The sequence below is a fragment of the Novosphingobium lentum NBRC 107847 genome, assembly GCF_001590965.1.
Taxonomy (GTDB): domain Bacteria; phylum Pseudomonadota; class Alphaproteobacteria; order Sphingomonadales; family Sphingomonadaceae; genus Novosphingobium; species Novosphingobium lentum.
Genome location: NZ_BCTW01000002.1, coordinates 113362 through 128774 on the forward strand (window position 1 = coordinate 113362; position 15413 = coordinate 128774).

Sequence of the window (15413 nt, forward strand, 5' to 3'; positions counted from 1 at the left end):
TCAGGTCAGTTCGCCCGACAGCGCGGTGGACCACGCCTGCGGATCGAACCCGACCAGCAGGCCTCCGCCGTCCTCGTTGGCGTACTCCACGATCGGCCGCTTGATCGCCGAAGGATACGCCGCCATCAGCGCCACCGCCTTCGCCGCATCGAGATCGCTGCGCAGCGCCTCGTCTAGCTTGCGAAACGTGGTGCCCTGCCGGTTGAGCACCTTTTCCCAGCCGGCCTGCTCCACCCAGCCGCGCAGGCGTTCGGGCGCGATCCCGGCCTTTTTGTAATCGTGGAAATGGTAGGTCAGCCCCATCCCGTCGAGCCAGCCGCGCGCCTTCTTCACGGTGTCGCAGTTGGGGATACCGTAGAGGGTGATGGTCATGCGTCGGTCCTGCTGAAACGGTGCACGCGCGATGGTTCGCCCGCGAACAGTGTGTAGTCCTCGTAATAGTCCGCCCGCCCGCGCGCCTGCACCGCCGCGTGCTCGGCCTGCCGCCGCCAGCCCAGCGCGGCGTCCTCGCTTGCCCATTCGGACAGCGCGATCACTTCGCCGTCATCGGCGACGTAGCTCTTGAACGCCACGAAGCCCGGCTGCGCGCGCGCCAGCGCCTCCATCCGCTCGGCATCGGCCGCATACGCAGCAGCATCGAGGCCGGCGCGCTTGCGGTTGCGGAAAACGACGAGGTACATGGTGCCAGCGTTACCCCGACCTGTCCCGATCGTCATGCTGAACTTGTTTCAGCATCCATTTCGGCATTGCAGAGCCGGAGGCCCGAACGATCCTGAAACGGGTTCGGGATGACGTAAATGGGGGTCGGACTGGACAATCGGGCGTAATACGACAAAAGCGCAATCCCATGAGCCTGAACAGCTTCGGACATGTCTTCCGTTTCACCACCTGGGGCGAAAGCCACGGGCCGGCGCTGGGCGCGGTCGTCGATGGGTGTCCGCCGGGACTGGCGTTGAGCGAGGCCGATCTCCAGCCGTTCCTCGATGCGCGACGGCCGGGCACATCGCGTTTCACCACGCAGCGGCAGGAACCCGATGCCGTGAAGATCCTATCCGGGATCTTCGAGGGCAAGACCACCGGCACGCCGATTTCGCTGATGATCGAGAATGTCGACCAGCGCTCGAAGGACTATTCCGAGGTCGCCAAGGCCTATCGCCCCGGCCATGCCGACTATGCCTACGACGCCAAGTACGGCTTTCGCGACTATCGCGGGGGCGGGCGCAGTTCGGCGCGCGAGACGGCGGCGCGGGTCGCGGCGGGCGGCGTCGCGCGGCTGGTGATCCCCGAGGTGACGCTGCTGGGCTATGTCACCGAGATCGGCGGTGATGCGATCGATCCGGCGAACTTCGATGCCCAAGAGATAGCGCGCAATCCGTTCTTCTGCCCCGATCCCGCCGCCGCCGCGCGCTGGGAAGCGCTGGTCGACGGCGCGCGCAAGGCCGGGTCGAGCCTTGGCGCGGTGGTCGAATGTGTCGCCACGGGTGTTCCCGCCGGCTGGGGCGCGCCGCTGTATGCCAAGCTCGACGCCGAACTGGCGCACGCGATGATGGGCATCAACGCGGTCAAGGGCGTGGAAATCGGCGACGGTTTCGCCGCCGCGCGCAACACCGGCGAAGGCAACGCCGATCCGATGCGCCCGGGCGAGGCGGGCGACGGCCCGGCGTTCCTCGCCAACCACGCCGGCGGCATCGCGGGCGGCATTTCCACCGGGCAGTCGGTGACCGTGCGCGTGGCGTTCAAGCCGACCAGCTCGATCCTCACCCCGGTGCCCACCATCACGCGCGACGGTGAGGCGTCCGACATCCTGACCAAGGGCCGCCACGATCCGTGCGTCGGCATTCGCGGTGTGCCGGTGGTCGAGGCGATGATGGCACTGGTGCTGGCCGATCAGAAGCTGCTGCACCGCGCGCAGTGCGGGTGAGATCTTAGCCCACCTGCGTCCCCGCGAAGGCGGGGACCTTGTGCCCGCAAGTGCTTAACCGCCTGAGGTTCCCGCCTTCGCGGGGACGCACGACTTTGGTTCGCGGCCGACCGTTGCCCCCGCCTCCCAGCCCGGTTAGTCTCGACCGCAACAAACTTGCGGGGAGTACCATGTGGCGCGGCGCCTGACCCTTTTCATAATGATCGGCATGGTGCTCGGCATCGCGGTCGGCTTCCTGCTCAACCAGACGTATCCGGCGGGCGACGCGCGGCTGACCGAATACGCCGACATGCTCAAGCTGCTGCCCGAAGTGTTCCTGCACCTGATCAAGATGATCATCGCGCCGCTGGTGTTCGCCACGCTGGTCAGCGGGATCGCCGGGATGGGTGATAGCAGCGCGCTGGGCCGCATCGGCGGGCGCGCGCTGGGCTGGTTCGTCAGCGCCAGCCTGATCTCGATCGGGCTGGGCCTGTTGCTGGTCAACCTGTTCAAGCCCGGCGTGGGGCTGGCGTTCACCGCCGCCGGGCCGGTGGGCGATCTGGCCGTGGCGGACTTCACGCTGCGCCATTTCGTGCTGTCGGTGTTCCCGACCAGCGTGCTCGATGCCATGGCGCGCAACGATGTGCTGCAGGTGCTGGTATTCTCGCTGTTCTTCGGCGTGGCGCTGTCGGCGCTGGGCCAGGGCGGCGAGATGATCGTGCGCGGGTGCGACAAGCTGGCGCAAGTGATGCTGACGATCACTGACTACGTCATGCGGTTTGCCCCGTTCGCGGTGTTCGGCGCGCTGGCCAGCGTGGTCGCGAGCAAGGGGCTGGCGATCATCGTGACGTACGGCAAGTTCGTGGCCGAATTCTATTTCGGGCTGCTGCTGCTGTGGGTGATCCTGCTGTCGCTGGGCGGCGTGTTCCTGGGCAGGCGCGTGCTGGTGCTGGCGCGCTACATCCGCCAGCCGCTGCTGCTGGCGTTTTCCACGGCGAGCTCGGAAAGCGCACTGCCGCGCCTGTTCGAACAGCTCGACCGGTTCGGCGTGCCGCGCCGCATTTCCGGCTTCGTGCTGCCGCTGGGCTATTCGTTCAACCTCGACGGGTCGATGATGTACACCAGCTTCGCGACGATGTTCATCGCGCAAGCCTACAACATCCCGCTGTCCGCCGGCCAGCAGATCGCCATGCTGCTGACGCTGATGGTGACGTCGAAAGGCATCGCCGGGGTGCCGCGCGCCAGCCTGGTGGTGATCGCCGCCACGCTCACCCAGTTCGGCCTGCCGCTGGAAGGCGTGGCGCTGTTGCTGGGCGTGGACACCTTCCTCGACATGGGCCGCACCGCCACCAACGTAGTCGGCAACGCGGTGGCGACCTCGGTCATCACCAAGTGGGAGGGCATGCTCCAGCCGCCGCTCGACCCCGACGCGGAACCGCCGCACGCCCCGCACGATACGCCCGAGCATGGACGCAAGGGGTTGCACCTCGATCCGGGGGCTTGAGTGCAGTTACCTGCACAAACCATCCGTTCATCCTGAGCTTGTCGAAGGACGCTCGCCACCTCAGACGAAACGGATGTTCACGCGCCCTTCGACAGGCTCAGGATGAACGGGTCTTGGAGGGGCGGGAGGTTGCGGCGGCAGGCGCCAGCACCTTCCCCTTGAACCCGCACTGCTCCACCACCGCACAGCGCCAGCACTCGGGCGTGCGCGCCTTGCAGGTGTAGCGGCCCAGCAGAATCAGCCAGTGGTGCGCATCGCGGCGGAACGGCTGCGGCACGCGTTTTTCAAGCAGCGCCTCGACTTTCTCGGGCGTCTTGCCTTTGGCCAGCCCGGTGCGGTTGCCCACGCGGAACACGTGCGTATCGACCGCGAACGTCTCCGCCCCGAACGCGCAGTTGAGCACGACGTTGGCGGTCTTGCGGCCCACGCCGGGCAGCGTGACCAGCTCCTCACGCGTCCGTGGCACCTCGCCGCCGAAATCGCGCACCAGCAGCTCGGCCATCGCGATCACGTTCTTCGCCTTGGAGTTGAACAGGCCGATGGTCTTGATGTGCTGCTTCAGCCCCTCCTCGCCCAGCGCGAGCATCTGCGCGGGCGTTGTCACATGCGCAAACAGCGCACGCGTCGCCTTGTTGACGCCGACGTCGGTCGCCTGCGCCGACAGCGTCACCGCAACCAGCAGCTGGTAAGTGTTGCCGAATTCCAGCTCGGTCACCGGCGCGGGATTGTCCTCTGCCAGCAGGCGGAAGAATTCGAAGATGTCGGCTTTGGTCAAAGGCCCAAAAACCTTTAAAGACCGAGAACTTGCGGCATGGTGTAGCGCCCCGCCGGCTTGCCCAGCAGCCAGCCCGCCGCGCGCACCGCGCCGCGCGCGAAGATCGCGCGGTTTTCAGCGAGGTGCTTCAGTTCCAGTCGCTCGTTATCGGCCAGGAAATGCACGGTGTGATCGCCCGCCACGCTGCCCCCGCGCAGCGAAGCAAAGCCGATCGCGCCGGGCTGGCGCGCACCGGTGATGCCGTCGCGGCCGCGCACCGCTACCTGCGCCAAAGCCACCTCGCGCCCCGCCGCCGCCGCTTCGCCCAGCAACAGCGCGGTGCCCGACGGCGCATCGACTTTCATGCGGTGGTGCGTCTCGACGATCTCGATGTCCCAGTCCTCGCCCAGCCGGCTTGCCGCCTCGCGCACCAGATGCGCCAGCAACGTCACGCCGAGCGAGGTGTTGCCGGTCTGCAGCACGGCGATCCTGGCGGCGGCGTGATCGCACAGCCAGTGGTGGCGCTCCTCGAGGCCGGTGGTGCCGACCACGATCGGCACGCCTGCGGTCGCCGCTGCATCGAGGTTGGCTTCCAGCGCGGCGGGTGCGGAAAAATCGACGAGCACGTCGCTTTGCCGCGCCAGCGCGAGCGGATCGTCGCCCTGGTCGATGCCGCCCGCCAGCTCATGCCCCGCCGCCACGATCGCGTCGGCCAGCGCCTGCCCCATGCGCCCCTTGCTGCCGATGATGCCGATTCTTGCCATGTTCGAACCTTATGCCCACGGCCGTCATGCCGAACTTGTTTCAGCATCCATCGTGCCCCAAACTCTGCCGTCGCCTTTGCGGCACAATGGACCCTGAAACAAGTTCAGGGTGACGGATGATGGGCAAGTGATGGACCTCCGCAATATCGTGATCCTGACCGGCGCCGGGGTTTCCGCCGAAAGCGGGATCGACACGTTCCGCAGCGCAGGTGGACTCTGGGAGCAGCACCGCGTCGAGGACGTCGCCACGCCCGAGGCCTTCGTGCGCGATCCCGAGCTGGTGCTGCGCTTCTACGACATGCGCCGCGCCGCGATCCAGACCAAGGTGCCCAACCCCGCGCACGAGGCGCTGGCCCGGCTCGACCACGCGTGGGAGGGCGATCTGCTCATCGTCACGCAAAACGTCGATGACCTGCACGAACGCGCCGGAGCGCAACGTGTGCTGCACATGCACGGCGAGCATCTCAACGCGTGGTGCACCGCGTGCGATGTGCGCAGCCGCTGGACCACCACGCTGATTGACTGCCCGCCGTGCCCCGCTTGCGGCGCGACGGCGCTGCGCCCGGATGTCGTGTGGTTCGGCGAGATGCCCTATCGCATGGACGAGATTTTCGCGGCGTTGCGCAGCGCCGACCTGTTCGTCTCGATCGGCACCTCGGGCGCGGTCTATCCCGCCGCCGGGTTCGTGCGCAACGCGCGCGACATGGGCGTGCACACGTTGGAACTCAACCTCGAGCGCAGCCAGGGTTCGGCATGGTTCGACGAAACGCGCCTCGGTCCGGCCAGCGAACTGGTGCCGGCGTGGGTGGAGGAAGTGCTGGAGTCCTGTCCATTGCCGTGGAAGCGGCACCGGCCCACTCCCCCGCCCGGCCACCCCTAACATATCCTGTCGGGTGGCCGGGCGGGGGAGTGGGCCGGTGCCGTAACCGTTCAGTGCGACTGAAACGCGATCAAGGCACGCCCGACACACACCCGTTGCACCCCGGATCCTGCGCAATCCGCATCGTGCGCAACGACGGTTTCAGTCCGTCGAACACATGGAGCTGGCCCCATTGCGGATCACCCAGCGTCGCCACCCCGGCCAGCAGCGCGCGAAGCCCGTGCATCGCGGCGAACGCGCCGACCCAGCCGACCATCGCGCCCAGCACGCCGTCGGCCGCGCACGTGTCGCAATCCTCGGCATCGAACGCATCGCCGACGAAGCAGCGGTAGCAGGCCTCACCCGGCAGGTGCCCGGCAAAGTTCGCCACCTGCCCCTGAAACCGCCCCAGCGCCGCGCTGGTCAGCGGCACGCCCGCCGTCACGCAGGCATCAGACACGGCGAGCCGCGTGGCGAAGTTGTCGCAGCCATCGAGCACCAGATCGGCGCCCGCGATCAGCGCAGCGGCGTTGGCGGCGCCAATGCGCACCGTCACCGCGTTGACCTCCAGCACGGGGTCGAACCGCTGCACCCACTCCGCTGCGGCTGCCGCCTTGGCGCGTCCGATGTCGGCGGGGGTGAACAGCGTCTGGCGTTGCAGGTTCGACGCCTCGACCACGTCGTCGTCGATCAGCGTCATCCGCCCGATGCCCGCGCCCGCAAGATATTGCAGCGCCGGGCAGCCGATCCCGCCGATACCGACTAGCACCACATGCCGCCCGGCCAGCGCTGCCTGCCCCGCGCCGCCCACTTCGGGCAGCACGATGTGCCGGGCGAAGCGGTCAAGCCGGTCGGGGCCCAGATGGTCGGGCGAACCGCTCACTCGGCTTCCGCCGCACGTTCCTTCTTGAAGCCGTGCAGGCCGTTCCACCACTGCGCCGCGATGATCGCGCCCTTCACCGGCTGGAGCATCCCCAGCATCATTGCCACCGCCAGCGGCACGATGATCGCCAGCAGCGCCAGCGAGCCGAGGTCGAAATCGGTCACCAGCCAGATAATCAGCGGCGCCATCAGGTGCCCGGTCACCAGAATCGCGACGTAGGCGGGAAAATCGTCGGCCTGCTGGTGCGTCCAGTCCTGCCCGCAAGTGGGGCACGAGGCGACGGGCTTGAGCCAGGCGCGGAACAGCGAAGCCTCGCTGCAGCGCGGGCACTTGCCTTTCAGGCCGCGCGACGCAGCCTGCCAGAAGCTGGCGGGAAGAATAAGTTTGGACATCGCGCGCGCTTAGCCGGGTGGCGCGCGCCGCGAAAGCCCCCTCGGTCTTCCAGTCGGCCCGAATCAGTCTTCCAGCTGGCGCAGCAGCGTGCGCACATCGCCGTCCATGTCGGCATCGCGCGTGCGCAGTTCCTCGATCAGGCGCACCGCGTGGATCACGGTCGAATGATCGCGCCCGCCGAACTTGCGGCCGATTTCGGGGTAGCTGCGCGGGGTCAGCACTTTGGCGAGATACATCGCCACCTGGCGCGGGCGCACCACCGCGCGGGCGCGGCGCTTGCTGGCCATTTCGGTGCGGTCGACGCGGTAGAACTGGCAGACGGTGCGCTGGATCTCGTCGATGGTGATGCGGCGGCGGTTGGCCGACAGGATATCGGTCAACTGTTCCTCGGCCAGTTGCAGCGACACCGGCTGCCCGGTCAGCTGCGCGAACGCGATCAGCTTGTTGAGGCCGCCGACGAGCTCGCGCACGTTGCGGTTGATCGTGCGGGCGAGGAATTCGATCACGTCCGACGGCACCGGCGTGGCGCTGAAGCGGGCAAGGCGATGCTCGAGGATCTTGCGGCGCAGTTCGATGTCGGCAGGCTGGATATCGGCGACAAGACCCATCGACAGCCGCGACAGCAGCCGCTGCTCGACCCCGTCGAGGGCCTGCGGCGCACGGTCGGCGGCAACCACCAGCCGCTTGCCCGCGCTCATCAGCGCGTCGATCGTGTGGAGGAATTCCTCCTGCGTGGAAGACTTGCCGATGATGAACTGGATGTCGTCGACCAGCAGCAGGTCGAACCCGCGCAACCGCGCCTTGAACTCGATCATCTCGTTCGAGCGCATCGCCTGCACGAACTCGATCATGAAGCGTTCGGCCGAGCAGTAGAAAATCCGCGCGCCGGGGCGGTTGGCGGCAAACGCATGGCCGATGGCATGCAGCAGGTGCGTCTTGCCCTGCCCGGTCGAGGCCTTGAGATACAGCGGCGAGAACTGCGGCGTCTCGATCGCGGCCATGCGCTGGGCGGCGTTGAGCGCCAGCACGTTGGCGGTACCACTGACGAATTCGACGAACGTGAGCGAGGGGTCGAGTCCGCTGGTCATCGCGTCGGCCACGCCTTGCGCGGCCAGCGCGCGGGCGCTGGTCTGCAGCGTCGAGGGATCGGGGGCGCCGATGCGCAGTTCGGGCAGCGCGCGGCGACGCGGGTGCACGGTGATGCGCACCTGGCGCACTTCGGCGCGGGCGATCTTCCAGGCCAGCGACAGCCGGTCGGCGAAGCGGTCCGCCACCCAGTTGGCCGAGAATTCGGTGGGCAAGAACAAGTCGAGCGTGCCGGTGTCCTTGCAGAAGCTGCCGAGCTGGATCGGCTTGATCCATTGCGCATGGAGCTGGGGCCCGAGGTCTTTTTTCAGGCCTTGGCTGATGTCCGACCAATCGGCGGCGAGATCGAGTGCGTCCTGATCCTCGACCGGGGCACCCTCGCGGGGCTTCTTGTGCTGACCGCCGGTCGCCGGCCGCGCCGTGTCACCGGCTCCGGCAGCAGCCCCGGCCGAAGCTCCGACCGACGCCGGAGCAACGGCGAATGCGCCGCGTGCGCCTTGCGGCACGTTCATACCATCCATGTTCACAGACTGCCTGTCCCGCTATGATGGCCCCCAACCCTCCCCCCAAAGGCGGTCCGAAGGCGCAAAAATACACCACCGACGGACATGCGACCCGCCAGCCTAATTCTCGAAAAGAGTGTTGCCGTGACACCGGACGGGCAGATGCCGCTGCCGGTGAGGCCTGTGTATGAAGCGGTGGCCCGGCGAAGCAAGTCTGCGCCCGCAAAAAAACTGAAATAAATGGCCTTGACTCGCAGAGCGCCGCAGCAATCAATTAAGCTATTGTTTTTTATATATTAATCAGAATTCCGGATGCGAATCGCGATATTTCCGCGATTTGCTGCGACCGCACATTGTCACATTCCAGAATGTGTGCGGCGCAAACGAAAATGGCCGGCGAAACGGCGCCGGCCATGTTCTGTTTTTGTACCTGACTGTGGGCGATCACCCTGTCGCTTTCGCGAATCACCGCCGAAAACCTATCCGATCCGGTGGTTTCCCGATTCGCGAGGTGGGCGCCGCAGGTGACCTGCGATTCGCCAACCTGTAACAATCAGAGCGAGGCGACGCGCTTGGTCAGACGCGACAGCTTGCGCGACGCGGTGTTCTTGTGGAGCACGCCGCGCGCGACGCCGCGCATCAGTTCGGGCTGCATCGCAGCCAGCGCCACGGACGCGGCATCCTTGTCGCCACCTTCGATCGCGCTCTCGACCTTCTTGACGAAAGTGCGGATGCGACCGATGCGGTTCCCGTTGATCAGGGCACGGGCTTCGTTGCGACGGATGCGCTTGCGGGCTTGCGGCGTATTGGCCATGTTTGTCCTCTGTCGGGCCGCGGTCAGCAGCCGGATCTGGTCTGAAAGCGTCGTGGAAGGCAGGGCAAGCCCCGCCGGAAAGCGCGGCCCTTAACCGGCGAAGCGCGAATCGTCAACCGTTAGCGGGGTCAAGGTCACCTGCAGCCCGTCCTTGGGCTTGGGGATCGGCCAGGCTTGCCACGCCGGCTCATAGCCCGGCGCGATGCCGATGGCGTAGCGCGTCAGCAGGTGCGCCATCAGCACCTTGATCTGCATCGTCGCGAAATGGAGGCCGATGCACATGTGCGCGCCGCCGCCGAACGGGATCCATGCGTATTTGTGACGCTTTGCCGCATTGTCGGGCGTGAAGCGCAGCGGGTCGAACACGTCCGGCTCGGGCCAGTAGCGCGGATCGGCATGCGTCGCCGCGCCGTTGATCGCCACCGGCGTGCCCGCCGGGATGCAGAAGCCCATGTAGGTGAAGTCGCGCAGCGCGCGGCGCGGGGTGGTCGGCACCGGCGGCACCATCCGCAGCGCTTCCTTGAATGCCATTTCGGTCAGCTCCATGCGGCCCAGATCGTCGTAGGCGAGCGGCCGGCCGGCTCCGCCGGTCACGGCCAGCGCCTCTGCCCGCAGCTTGTGCTGCCATTCGGGATGGCGCGCGAGCAGCCACACCAGCGAGGTGGCCGAACTGGTGATCGTGTCGTGCGCGGCCATCATCAGGAAGATCATGTGATCGACCACGCGCGATTCTTCGAGCAGCGCGCCGTCCTCGCGCGTGGCCAGCGCGAACTGGCTGAACATGTCCTGCCCCGGCGCGTCGCGGCGCTGGCGCAGCAGCTTGGTGAAATAGGCGACCATCATCTTGCGGCCCGCCACACCCTTGCCCATCCGCGTGAACGGCAGCGGCCGCCGCACCGCGCCGACCGAGGCCGCGACCATATCGACGAACGCCTTGTTGAGCGCGTCGGCCTCGGGCCCCAGCGGCAGACCGAGAAAGCTGGTCGCCGCGGTATCGAGCGTCAGCGCCTTGATCGCGGGGTAGAACCGCATCGCGGTCGGCGCGCCAGACGGCGCCCACCCGGTCAAGGCGGTGGCGATCCCGGCGTTCAGCGTATCGGCATAGTGGCGCATCGCGTCGGGCTTGAACGCCACCGACAGCGCGCGGCGATCGACGCGGTGTGCCTCGAAATCGAGCAGCATCAGCCCGCGCGGAAACAGCAGGTTGAGCACCGGGCCCCAACCCTGTTCGGACGAAAACAGCTTGTCGCGATCGAACAGCACCAGTTCGTTCGCCTCCGCGCCCAGCAGCGTGACTTGCCGCCGACCGAACGTGCGGCTGCGGTGGACCGGGCCATACGTGCGCGCCATGCGGTTGCCGAAACCGGTGGGATCGGCCAGCACGCTGAGCGTCGTGCCGACCACCGGCCAGCCGTCCTCGCCCGGAATATGGTCGAGCGCAGCCTCGTCGCCCAGCCGCGTCCAGTGCGGGTTGGCGCGTTCGGTGTGGAGACGGGTGGCGTTTGCAGGTCGATCAGGGGCGAGGCTGGCCATGGGACTCCCGGGTTGCTCTGCGGCTTACTTACCCTTGTGTAAGCAACTGCGTGCGCCGACGCAATGGCCGCCTCAGATCCAGCCCGAAAGCTCGCGCCGCGCCAGCGATTCCAGCAAGTCCATCCCGGCCGCGCCATCGTTGAGGCAGGCGAGCGAGGCAAACTGCTCTCCGCCCGCGCCAAGAAACTGCTCGCGCCCACGGATGCTGAGCTCCTCGAGCGTTTCGAGGCAATCGGCGGAAAACCCCGGCGCGGCCAGCGCGATGCGCCGCGTGCCTTTGGCCGCCTCGGCCACCAGCACCGCGTCGGTCGCGGGTTCGAGCCACTTGGCCCGCCCGAAGCGCGACTGGAACGCGGTGCCGACGCGCATGGCAGGATGCGTCACGGCAAACGCCTCGCCCAGCAGGCGCGCGGTCTTGCGGCAGTGGCAGTGGTACGGATCGCCCAGCGTCAGCGTGCGTTCGGGCATCCCGTGGAAGCTCAGCAGCAGCACCTCGGGCACGAAGTCCAGCGCCGCGACCTGCTGCGCCAGATCGGCGTGGAGCGCGCCGATATAGGCCGGATCGTCATGGTAGGGCGGCAGCGTGCGCAGTGCGGGCAGGCGGCGCTGGGTCTTGATCCAGTCGGCCAGCGCATCGAGCGCGCTGGCGGTCGTCGCGCCCGAATATTGCGGATAGAGCGGGGCGACGAGGATGCGTTCGCATCCCGCGGCCAGCAGCGCATCGAGCGCGCCCGCCATCGCGGGGCGGCCATAGCGCATCGCGTGGCGCACGATCGCCGCATCGCCCAGCCGGGCCTGCAGGGCGCGCGCCTGCAGCGCGGTAATCGCGGCCAGCGGTGAACCGTCCTCGCGCCAGACTTGCGCATAGGCGTGGGCGGATTTCTTGGGCCGGGTGTTGAGGATGATCCCGCGCAGGATCGGCTGCCAGGCGATCGCGGGGATTTCGACGACGCGCTTGTCCGACAGGAATTGCAGCAGGTAGCGCTTCACTGCCTTCGGCTCGGGCGCGTCGGGGGTGCCGAGGTTGACCAGCAGCACCCCGACTTTGCCGGTGGCGACTTGCGGGTGGTCGGCCGGAACGTGCAAGGCAGGCGGTAGCATCTACAAACCTTCTGACAGCAGCGGCAGGCGGCGAAAACGCAGGCCGGTGGCGGAAAACAGCGCGTTGGCGATGGCCGGCGCCACCGCGACCACGCCCAGCTCGCCCGGATCGAACGGCGGCTCGGTGCTGTCGGCGAAAGCGATCTCGATCGTCGGGCAATCGGCGAGCAGCGGCAACCCCAGTTCGGACAAGCGCCCCGCCAATGGCAGGCCGCGTTCGTAGCCGGTCGCCCCGCCGATCGCCATGGCCAGCCCGAACACCATGCCGCCCTCGATCTGCTGGCGCGCGATATCCATGTTCACGATCCGCCCGATGTCGACAAAGGCGCTGAGCTTGTCGACCTTGACCGCGCCTTCCTCGTTGCGCGCGGTGGCGACAACCGCGATGCGCCCCGACCGCTCGCCCAGGTCGATGCGGTGGCAGGCGATGCCCTGCCCCGACGCATCGACGCCGCCGCCCCACGTCGCCAGCTTGGCCACGCCGCTGAGGCAGGCGACCAGCCGCGCATCGCCGCCGAGCATGCCGATGCGGAACGACAGCGGCTCGGCCCGCGCGAAGTGGGCGAGTTCATCGACGAAGCTTTCGTTGAAGAACGCGGTGTAGCCATGCGCGTTGCCGCGATAGCGCGCGGTGGGCAGCGCCAGCGCCACCGGCACGTGATCGACCGCCATCACCGGCACGGTGTAGGGCGGCCGGGCGCCTTCGCAGGCGTGCGGATCGGCCTGTACGCCGCTGGTCTCCAGCGCTTTGAGCGCGCCGGTGCCATCGAGCAGCCGTGCGCCCGCTTCGATCGCGGTGGGCGGCAGCGCCAGCCGCGCCTTCCAGCCCAGCACCTGCTTGCGATCGGGTGTGGTCACCGCCGAGAGCAGCGCGGCGACCGGCGTGCGCGGGAACCCGGCGAGCGCTTCCTGCCAGCGCGACCAGGTCAGCTGCACCGGCTTGCCGATGCGCTTGGCGATGACCGCGACTTCGCCCGCGATGCGCGTGTCGAGCCGCGCGTCGAACGATCCGCCGGCGTGCATCGGGTAGAGAATGACGTCGCCCACGCCCATTCCGGCGGCGCGCGCGGCGGCGCGGCGTGCCTGTTCGGGCGCCTGCGTGGCCATCCACAGCTCGAGCTTGCCGTCGCGCAGCCGCGCGGTGGCGCTGGCGGTTTCGAGCGGGGCGTGGACGGCGGCGTCGATGTCATAGCGCGAGGCCAGCGTCGGCTTGGCCATCAACCCGTCGACATCGCCATCGGCATACAGTCGCACCAGACCCCCGCGCCGGATCGCTTTGTCGAGCTGGTCCTCGATGACGTTGGTGTCCGCCAGCGGCCCGGCGACGCGAAAGCGCGGCGCCATCGCCTTCAGCGCCTTTTCGGCAGCGAAGCTGTTGCTGGCCACCGCCGCGAGCCAGCGCCTGGATTTCACCACGCCGACCAGCCCGGCGATGCCGGCGGCGGCAGCCTTGTCGAATTCGCCGAGCACGCTGTTGCCCAGCGGGCCGTGGCGGATCGCGGCATAGACCATGCCCGGCAGCCGCACGTCGGCGGCAAAGGTCAGGCCGCCGTCGACCATCGCGGGCAGGTCGAGCCGGGGATAGCGCGGCGGCGCGCCATCGGAAAACAGCGCGGGCTTTTCGCGCGCGGGTTCGGGGCGCAGCACCGGCGGATCGGGTGGGGTGATCAGCGCGGCATCATCGACCAGTTCGGCAAAGCGCAAGCGCTTTTTCTCATGGACGATGTGGCCGTCCTGCGCCGCGCATTCTTCCCAGTGCACGTCCCACCGCGCGGCCGCTGCCTTTGCCAGCATCGCGCGCGCAGCGGCGGCCGCAGCGCGCGCGCGATCCTCGAACGCGGCCAGCGCGCTGCCGTCGGCGGTGACCATCATGCGGTCGCGTTCGGCATGGAGCCGCGCCAGCGCGCTGTCCGGCGTCTGCGCCATCCCGGCCAGCCACCCCGGCGCCCACAGCGAAGCCCAGTGCGCGGCCAGCACCGGATCGGCATAAGCGGGGCTGACCGGCGCGGGCGCGATCGCGACCAGCTTCCAGTCGGCGCCCAGTTCCACCGCGACGACTTGGGCGAGCACGGTGGCAATGCCCTGCCCCATCTCGCACGCCGGGATCGCCACGGTGACCACGCCGTTGCGCGCGATCTTGAGCCAGGCGTTGAAGCCGTGCTCGCCTGCGGCGATGTCGGCAGGGAACGGATTGGCATAGCGGCGCGGCACGAACGAGAAGGCCGCCAGCAGGCCGCCGCCCGCCGCCGCGCCGATCAGCAATCCGCGCCGCGTCAGCTGCATCGGGTCAGTTCTCGCCCATTACGCGTCACGCTCATTTCTGCCGGTTCATTTCTGCCCGCCTATTTCTGGTTATCGAGCCAGGTGGCGACGCGCCGGGCGATCGCGGCAAACGCCTCGGCTTGAGGCCCGTCGCCTGCGGCCGGCGGACGTCCGGCATCGCTGTCGGTGCGGATCGCGATGTCCAGCGGCACGCGTCCGAGGAACGGCAGGCCCATGGTGCGCGCCGCCGCTTCGGCGCCGCCGTTGCCGAACGGATCGCTTTCCTCGCCGCAATGCGGACAGACATAGCCCGCCATGTTCTCGACCATGCCGATCAGCGGCACGCCGCCCTGTTCGAACAGCTGGATCGCGCGCGTTGCATCCATCAGCGCCAGATCCTGCGGGGTCGAGACGATGACCGCACCAGCCGGCTTGTGGCGCTGGAGCATGGTCAGCTGCACGTCGCCGGTGCCGGGCGGCAGATCGACCACGATGATCTCAATATCGCCCCATTCGGCGTCCATCAGCTGGCCCAGCGCGTTGCCCGCCATCGGCCCGCGCCAGGCGATCGCCTGCCCGGGCTCGACCAGGTGACCCATCGACAGCAGCGGCACACCCCACGGACTGGGCACCGGGATCATCTTGCTGTCGCGCGCCTCGGGACGACGGCCTTCGTTGGCGAGCAGGCGCGGTTGCGACGGGCCGTAGATATCGGCATCGACCAGCCCGACCTTGCGCCCCAGCCGGCTCAGTGCGACCGCGAGGTTGGCCGACAGCGTCGACTTGCCGACACCGCCCTTGCCCGATCCCACCGCGATGATCTTGCGGACTTTCTTGTCGGCGGTCATCGCCACGCGGACATCGCTGGCGCCCGCGATCCGGGCGGCGTCGCGCACCGCGATTTCCAACCGGTCGCGCTCGATCCGGTCGAGCCCGCCGACTTCGAGCACGATCGTGGCCACACCGTCGGCCAGCCGCAGCGATTGCAACCGCGCGCCCGCAACTTTGGCGACCGCTTCCTTCATTTCCGCTTCGCCGACGCTCACATTATGCCCTG

The 15413-nt window shown here is 68.1% G+C and carries 15 protein-coding genes; 3 read left to right on the forward strand and 12 right to left on the reverse strand.

What is annotated here, in order from left to right:
- Positions 1-372 (reverse strand): arsenate reductase, encoded by a 372-nt coding sequence (locus NL2_RS02005; RefSeq protein ID WP_068071183.1) that lies wholly within the window; start codon positions 370-372, stop codon positions 1-3.
- Complete coding sequence (locus NL2_RS02010) at positions 369-680, reverse strand: antibiotic biosynthesis monooxygenase family protein (RefSeq protein WP_068071185.1); 312 nt, start codon at positions 678-680, stop codon at positions 369-371. Before NL2_RS02010 ends, NL2_RS02005 begins: the two co-directional genes overlap by 4 nt.
- Positions 681-847: 167 nt before the next feature.
- On the opposite strand from NL2_RS02010, the gene aroC reads away from it, so the two are divergent.
- Both aroC and NL2_RS02020 read left to right on the forward strand, forming a co-directional pair.
- Positions 848-1921, forward strand: coding sequence for a chorismate synthase (gene aroC, locus NL2_RS02015; RefSeq protein WP_068071187.1), 1074 nt, complete (start codon positions 848-850; stop codon positions 1919-1921).
- A 172-nt stretch (positions 1922-2093) separates the two neighbouring features.
- Complete coding sequence (locus NL2_RS02020; protein ID WP_157082991.1) at positions 2094-3404, forward strand: dicarboxylate/amino acid:cation symporter; 1311 nt, start codon at positions 2094-2096, stop codon at positions 3402-3404.
- Positions 3405-3501: 97 nt separating this feature from the next.
- Here NL2_RS02020 and nth read toward each other — a convergent pair whose 3' ends face one another.
- A complete protein-coding gene (nth, locus tag NL2_RS02025) occupies positions 3502-4179 on the reverse strand; it encodes an endonuclease III (RefSeq protein ID WP_068071191.1) in 678 nt (225 codons plus the stop codon).
- Positions 4180-4193: 14 nt separating this feature from the next.
- The gene (gene dapB, locus NL2_RS02030) at positions 4194-4922 is read right to left on the reverse strand and encodes a 4-hydroxy-tetrahydrodipicolinate reductase (RefSeq protein ID WP_068071193.1); all 729 of its coding nucleotides are present in this window, start codon (positions 4920-4922) and stop codon (positions 4194-4196) included.
- 127 nt (positions 4923-5049) lie between these two features.
- Here dapB and NL2_RS02035 point away from each other — a divergent pair, with 127 nt between their 5' ends.
- Positions 5050-5802: an NAD-dependent deacylase gene (locus NL2_RS02035; protein ID WP_157082992.1), complete on the forward strand. Its 753-nt coding sequence runs from the start codon at positions 5050-5052 to the stop codon at positions 5800-5802.
- Between the two features lie 70 nt (positions 5803-5872).
- Here NL2_RS02035 and NL2_RS02040 read toward each other — a convergent pair whose 3' ends face one another.
- The 8 genes from NL2_RS02040 to NL2_RS02075 all read right to left on the reverse strand — a co-directional run bounded on the left by NL2_RS02040 (position 5873) and on the right by NL2_RS02075 (position 15381).
- A complete protein-coding gene (locus tag NL2_RS02040) occupies positions 5873-6664 on the reverse strand; it encodes a HesA/MoeB/ThiF family protein (protein WP_245647527.1) in 792 nt (263 codons plus the stop codon).
- The gene (locus NL2_RS02045) at positions 6661-7056 is read right to left on the reverse strand and encodes a DUF983 domain-containing protein (RefSeq protein ID WP_068071194.1); all 396 of its coding nucleotides are present in this window, start codon (positions 7054-7056) and stop codon (positions 6661-6663) included. The genes NL2_RS02040 and NL2_RS02045 overlap by 4 nt, the downstream gene beginning before the upstream one ends.
- A gap of 63 nt (positions 7057-7119) precedes the next feature.
- Positions 7120-8664 carry a chromosomal replication initiator protein DnaA gene (gene dnaA, locus NL2_RS02050; RefSeq protein WP_245647528.1) on the reverse strand — a complete coding sequence of 515 codons (1545 nt, stop codon included), beginning with the start codon at positions 8662-8664 and terminating at the stop codon, positions 7120-7122.
- Between the two features lie 535 nt (positions 8665-9199).
- On the reverse strand, positions 9200-9460 hold the full coding sequence (gene rpsT, locus NL2_RS02055; protein ID WP_068071195.1) for a 30S ribosomal protein S20: 261 nt from the start codon (positions 9458-9460) through the stop codon (positions 9200-9202).
- 90 nt (positions 9461-9550) lie between these two features.
- The gene (locus NL2_RS02060; protein WP_068071202.1) at positions 9551-10993 is read right to left on the reverse strand and encodes a cytochrome P450; all 1443 of its coding nucleotides are present in this window, start codon (positions 10991-10993) and stop codon (positions 9551-9553) included.
- A 72-nt stretch (positions 10994-11065) separates the two neighbouring features.
- On the reverse strand, positions 11066-12094 hold the full coding sequence (gene hemH / locus NL2_RS02065; RefSeq protein ID WP_068071204.1) for a ferrochelatase: 1029 nt from the start codon (positions 12092-12094) through the stop codon (positions 11066-11068).
- Positions 12095-14377: a molybdopterin cofactor-binding domain-containing protein gene (locus NL2_RS02070; protein WP_068071206.1), complete on the reverse strand. Its 2283-nt coding sequence runs from the start codon at positions 14375-14377 to the stop codon at positions 12095-12097. It abuts the gene before it with no gap.
- 59 nt (positions 14378-14436) lie between these two features.
- The gene (locus NL2_RS02075) at positions 14437-15381 is read right to left on the reverse strand and encodes an Mrp/NBP35 family ATP-binding protein (protein ID WP_174522582.1); all 945 of its coding nucleotides are present in this window, start codon (positions 15379-15381) and stop codon (positions 14437-14439) included.
- Positions 15382-15413: the final 32 nt, after the last annotated feature.

Bases quoted from the DNA above. Each gene is read 5' to 3' on its own strand.
- NL2_RS02005 (WP_068071183.1), bottom strand. From the start codon at position 372: ATGACCATCACCCTCTACGGTATCCCCAACTGCGACACCGTGAAGAAG.
- NL2_RS02010 (WP_068071185.1), bottom strand. From the start codon at position 680: ATGTACCTCGTCGTTTTCCGCAACCGCAAGCGCGCCGGCCTCGATGCT.
- aroC (WP_068071187.1), top strand. From the start codon at position 848: ATGAGCCTGAACAGCTTCGGACATGTCTTCCGTTTCACCACCTGGGGC.
- dapB (WP_068071193.1), bottom strand. From the start codon at position 4,922: ATGGCAAGAATCGGCATCATCGGCAGCAAGGGGCGCATGGGGCAGGCG.
- NL2_RS02045 (WP_068071194.1), bottom strand. From the start codon at position 7,056: ATGTCCAAACTTATTCTTCCCGCCAGCTTCTGGCAGGCTGCGTCGCGC.
- dnaA (WP_245647528.1), bottom strand. From the start codon at position 8,664: ATGGATGGTATGAACGTGCCGCAAGGCGCACGCGGCGCATTCGCCGTT.
- rpsT (WP_068071195.1), bottom strand. From the start codon at position 9,460: ATGGCCAATACGCCGCAAGCCCGCAAGCGCATCCGTCGCAACGAAGCC.
- NL2_RS02060 (WP_068071202.1), bottom strand. From the start codon at position 10,993: ATGGCCAGCCTCGCCCCTGATCGACCTGCAAACGCCACCCGTCTCCAC.
- hemH (WP_068071204.1), bottom strand. From the start codon at position 12,094: ATGCTACCGCCTGCCTTGCACGTTCCGGCCGACCACCCGCAAGTCGCC.
- NL2_RS02070 (WP_068071206.1), bottom strand. From the start codon at position 14,377: ATGCAGCTGACGCGGCGCGGATTGCTGATCGGCGCGGCGGCGGGCGGC.
- NL2_RS02075 (WP_174522582.1), bottom strand. From the start codon at position 15,381: ATGAAGGAAGCGGTCGCCAAAGTTGCGGGCGCGCGGTTGCAATCGCTG.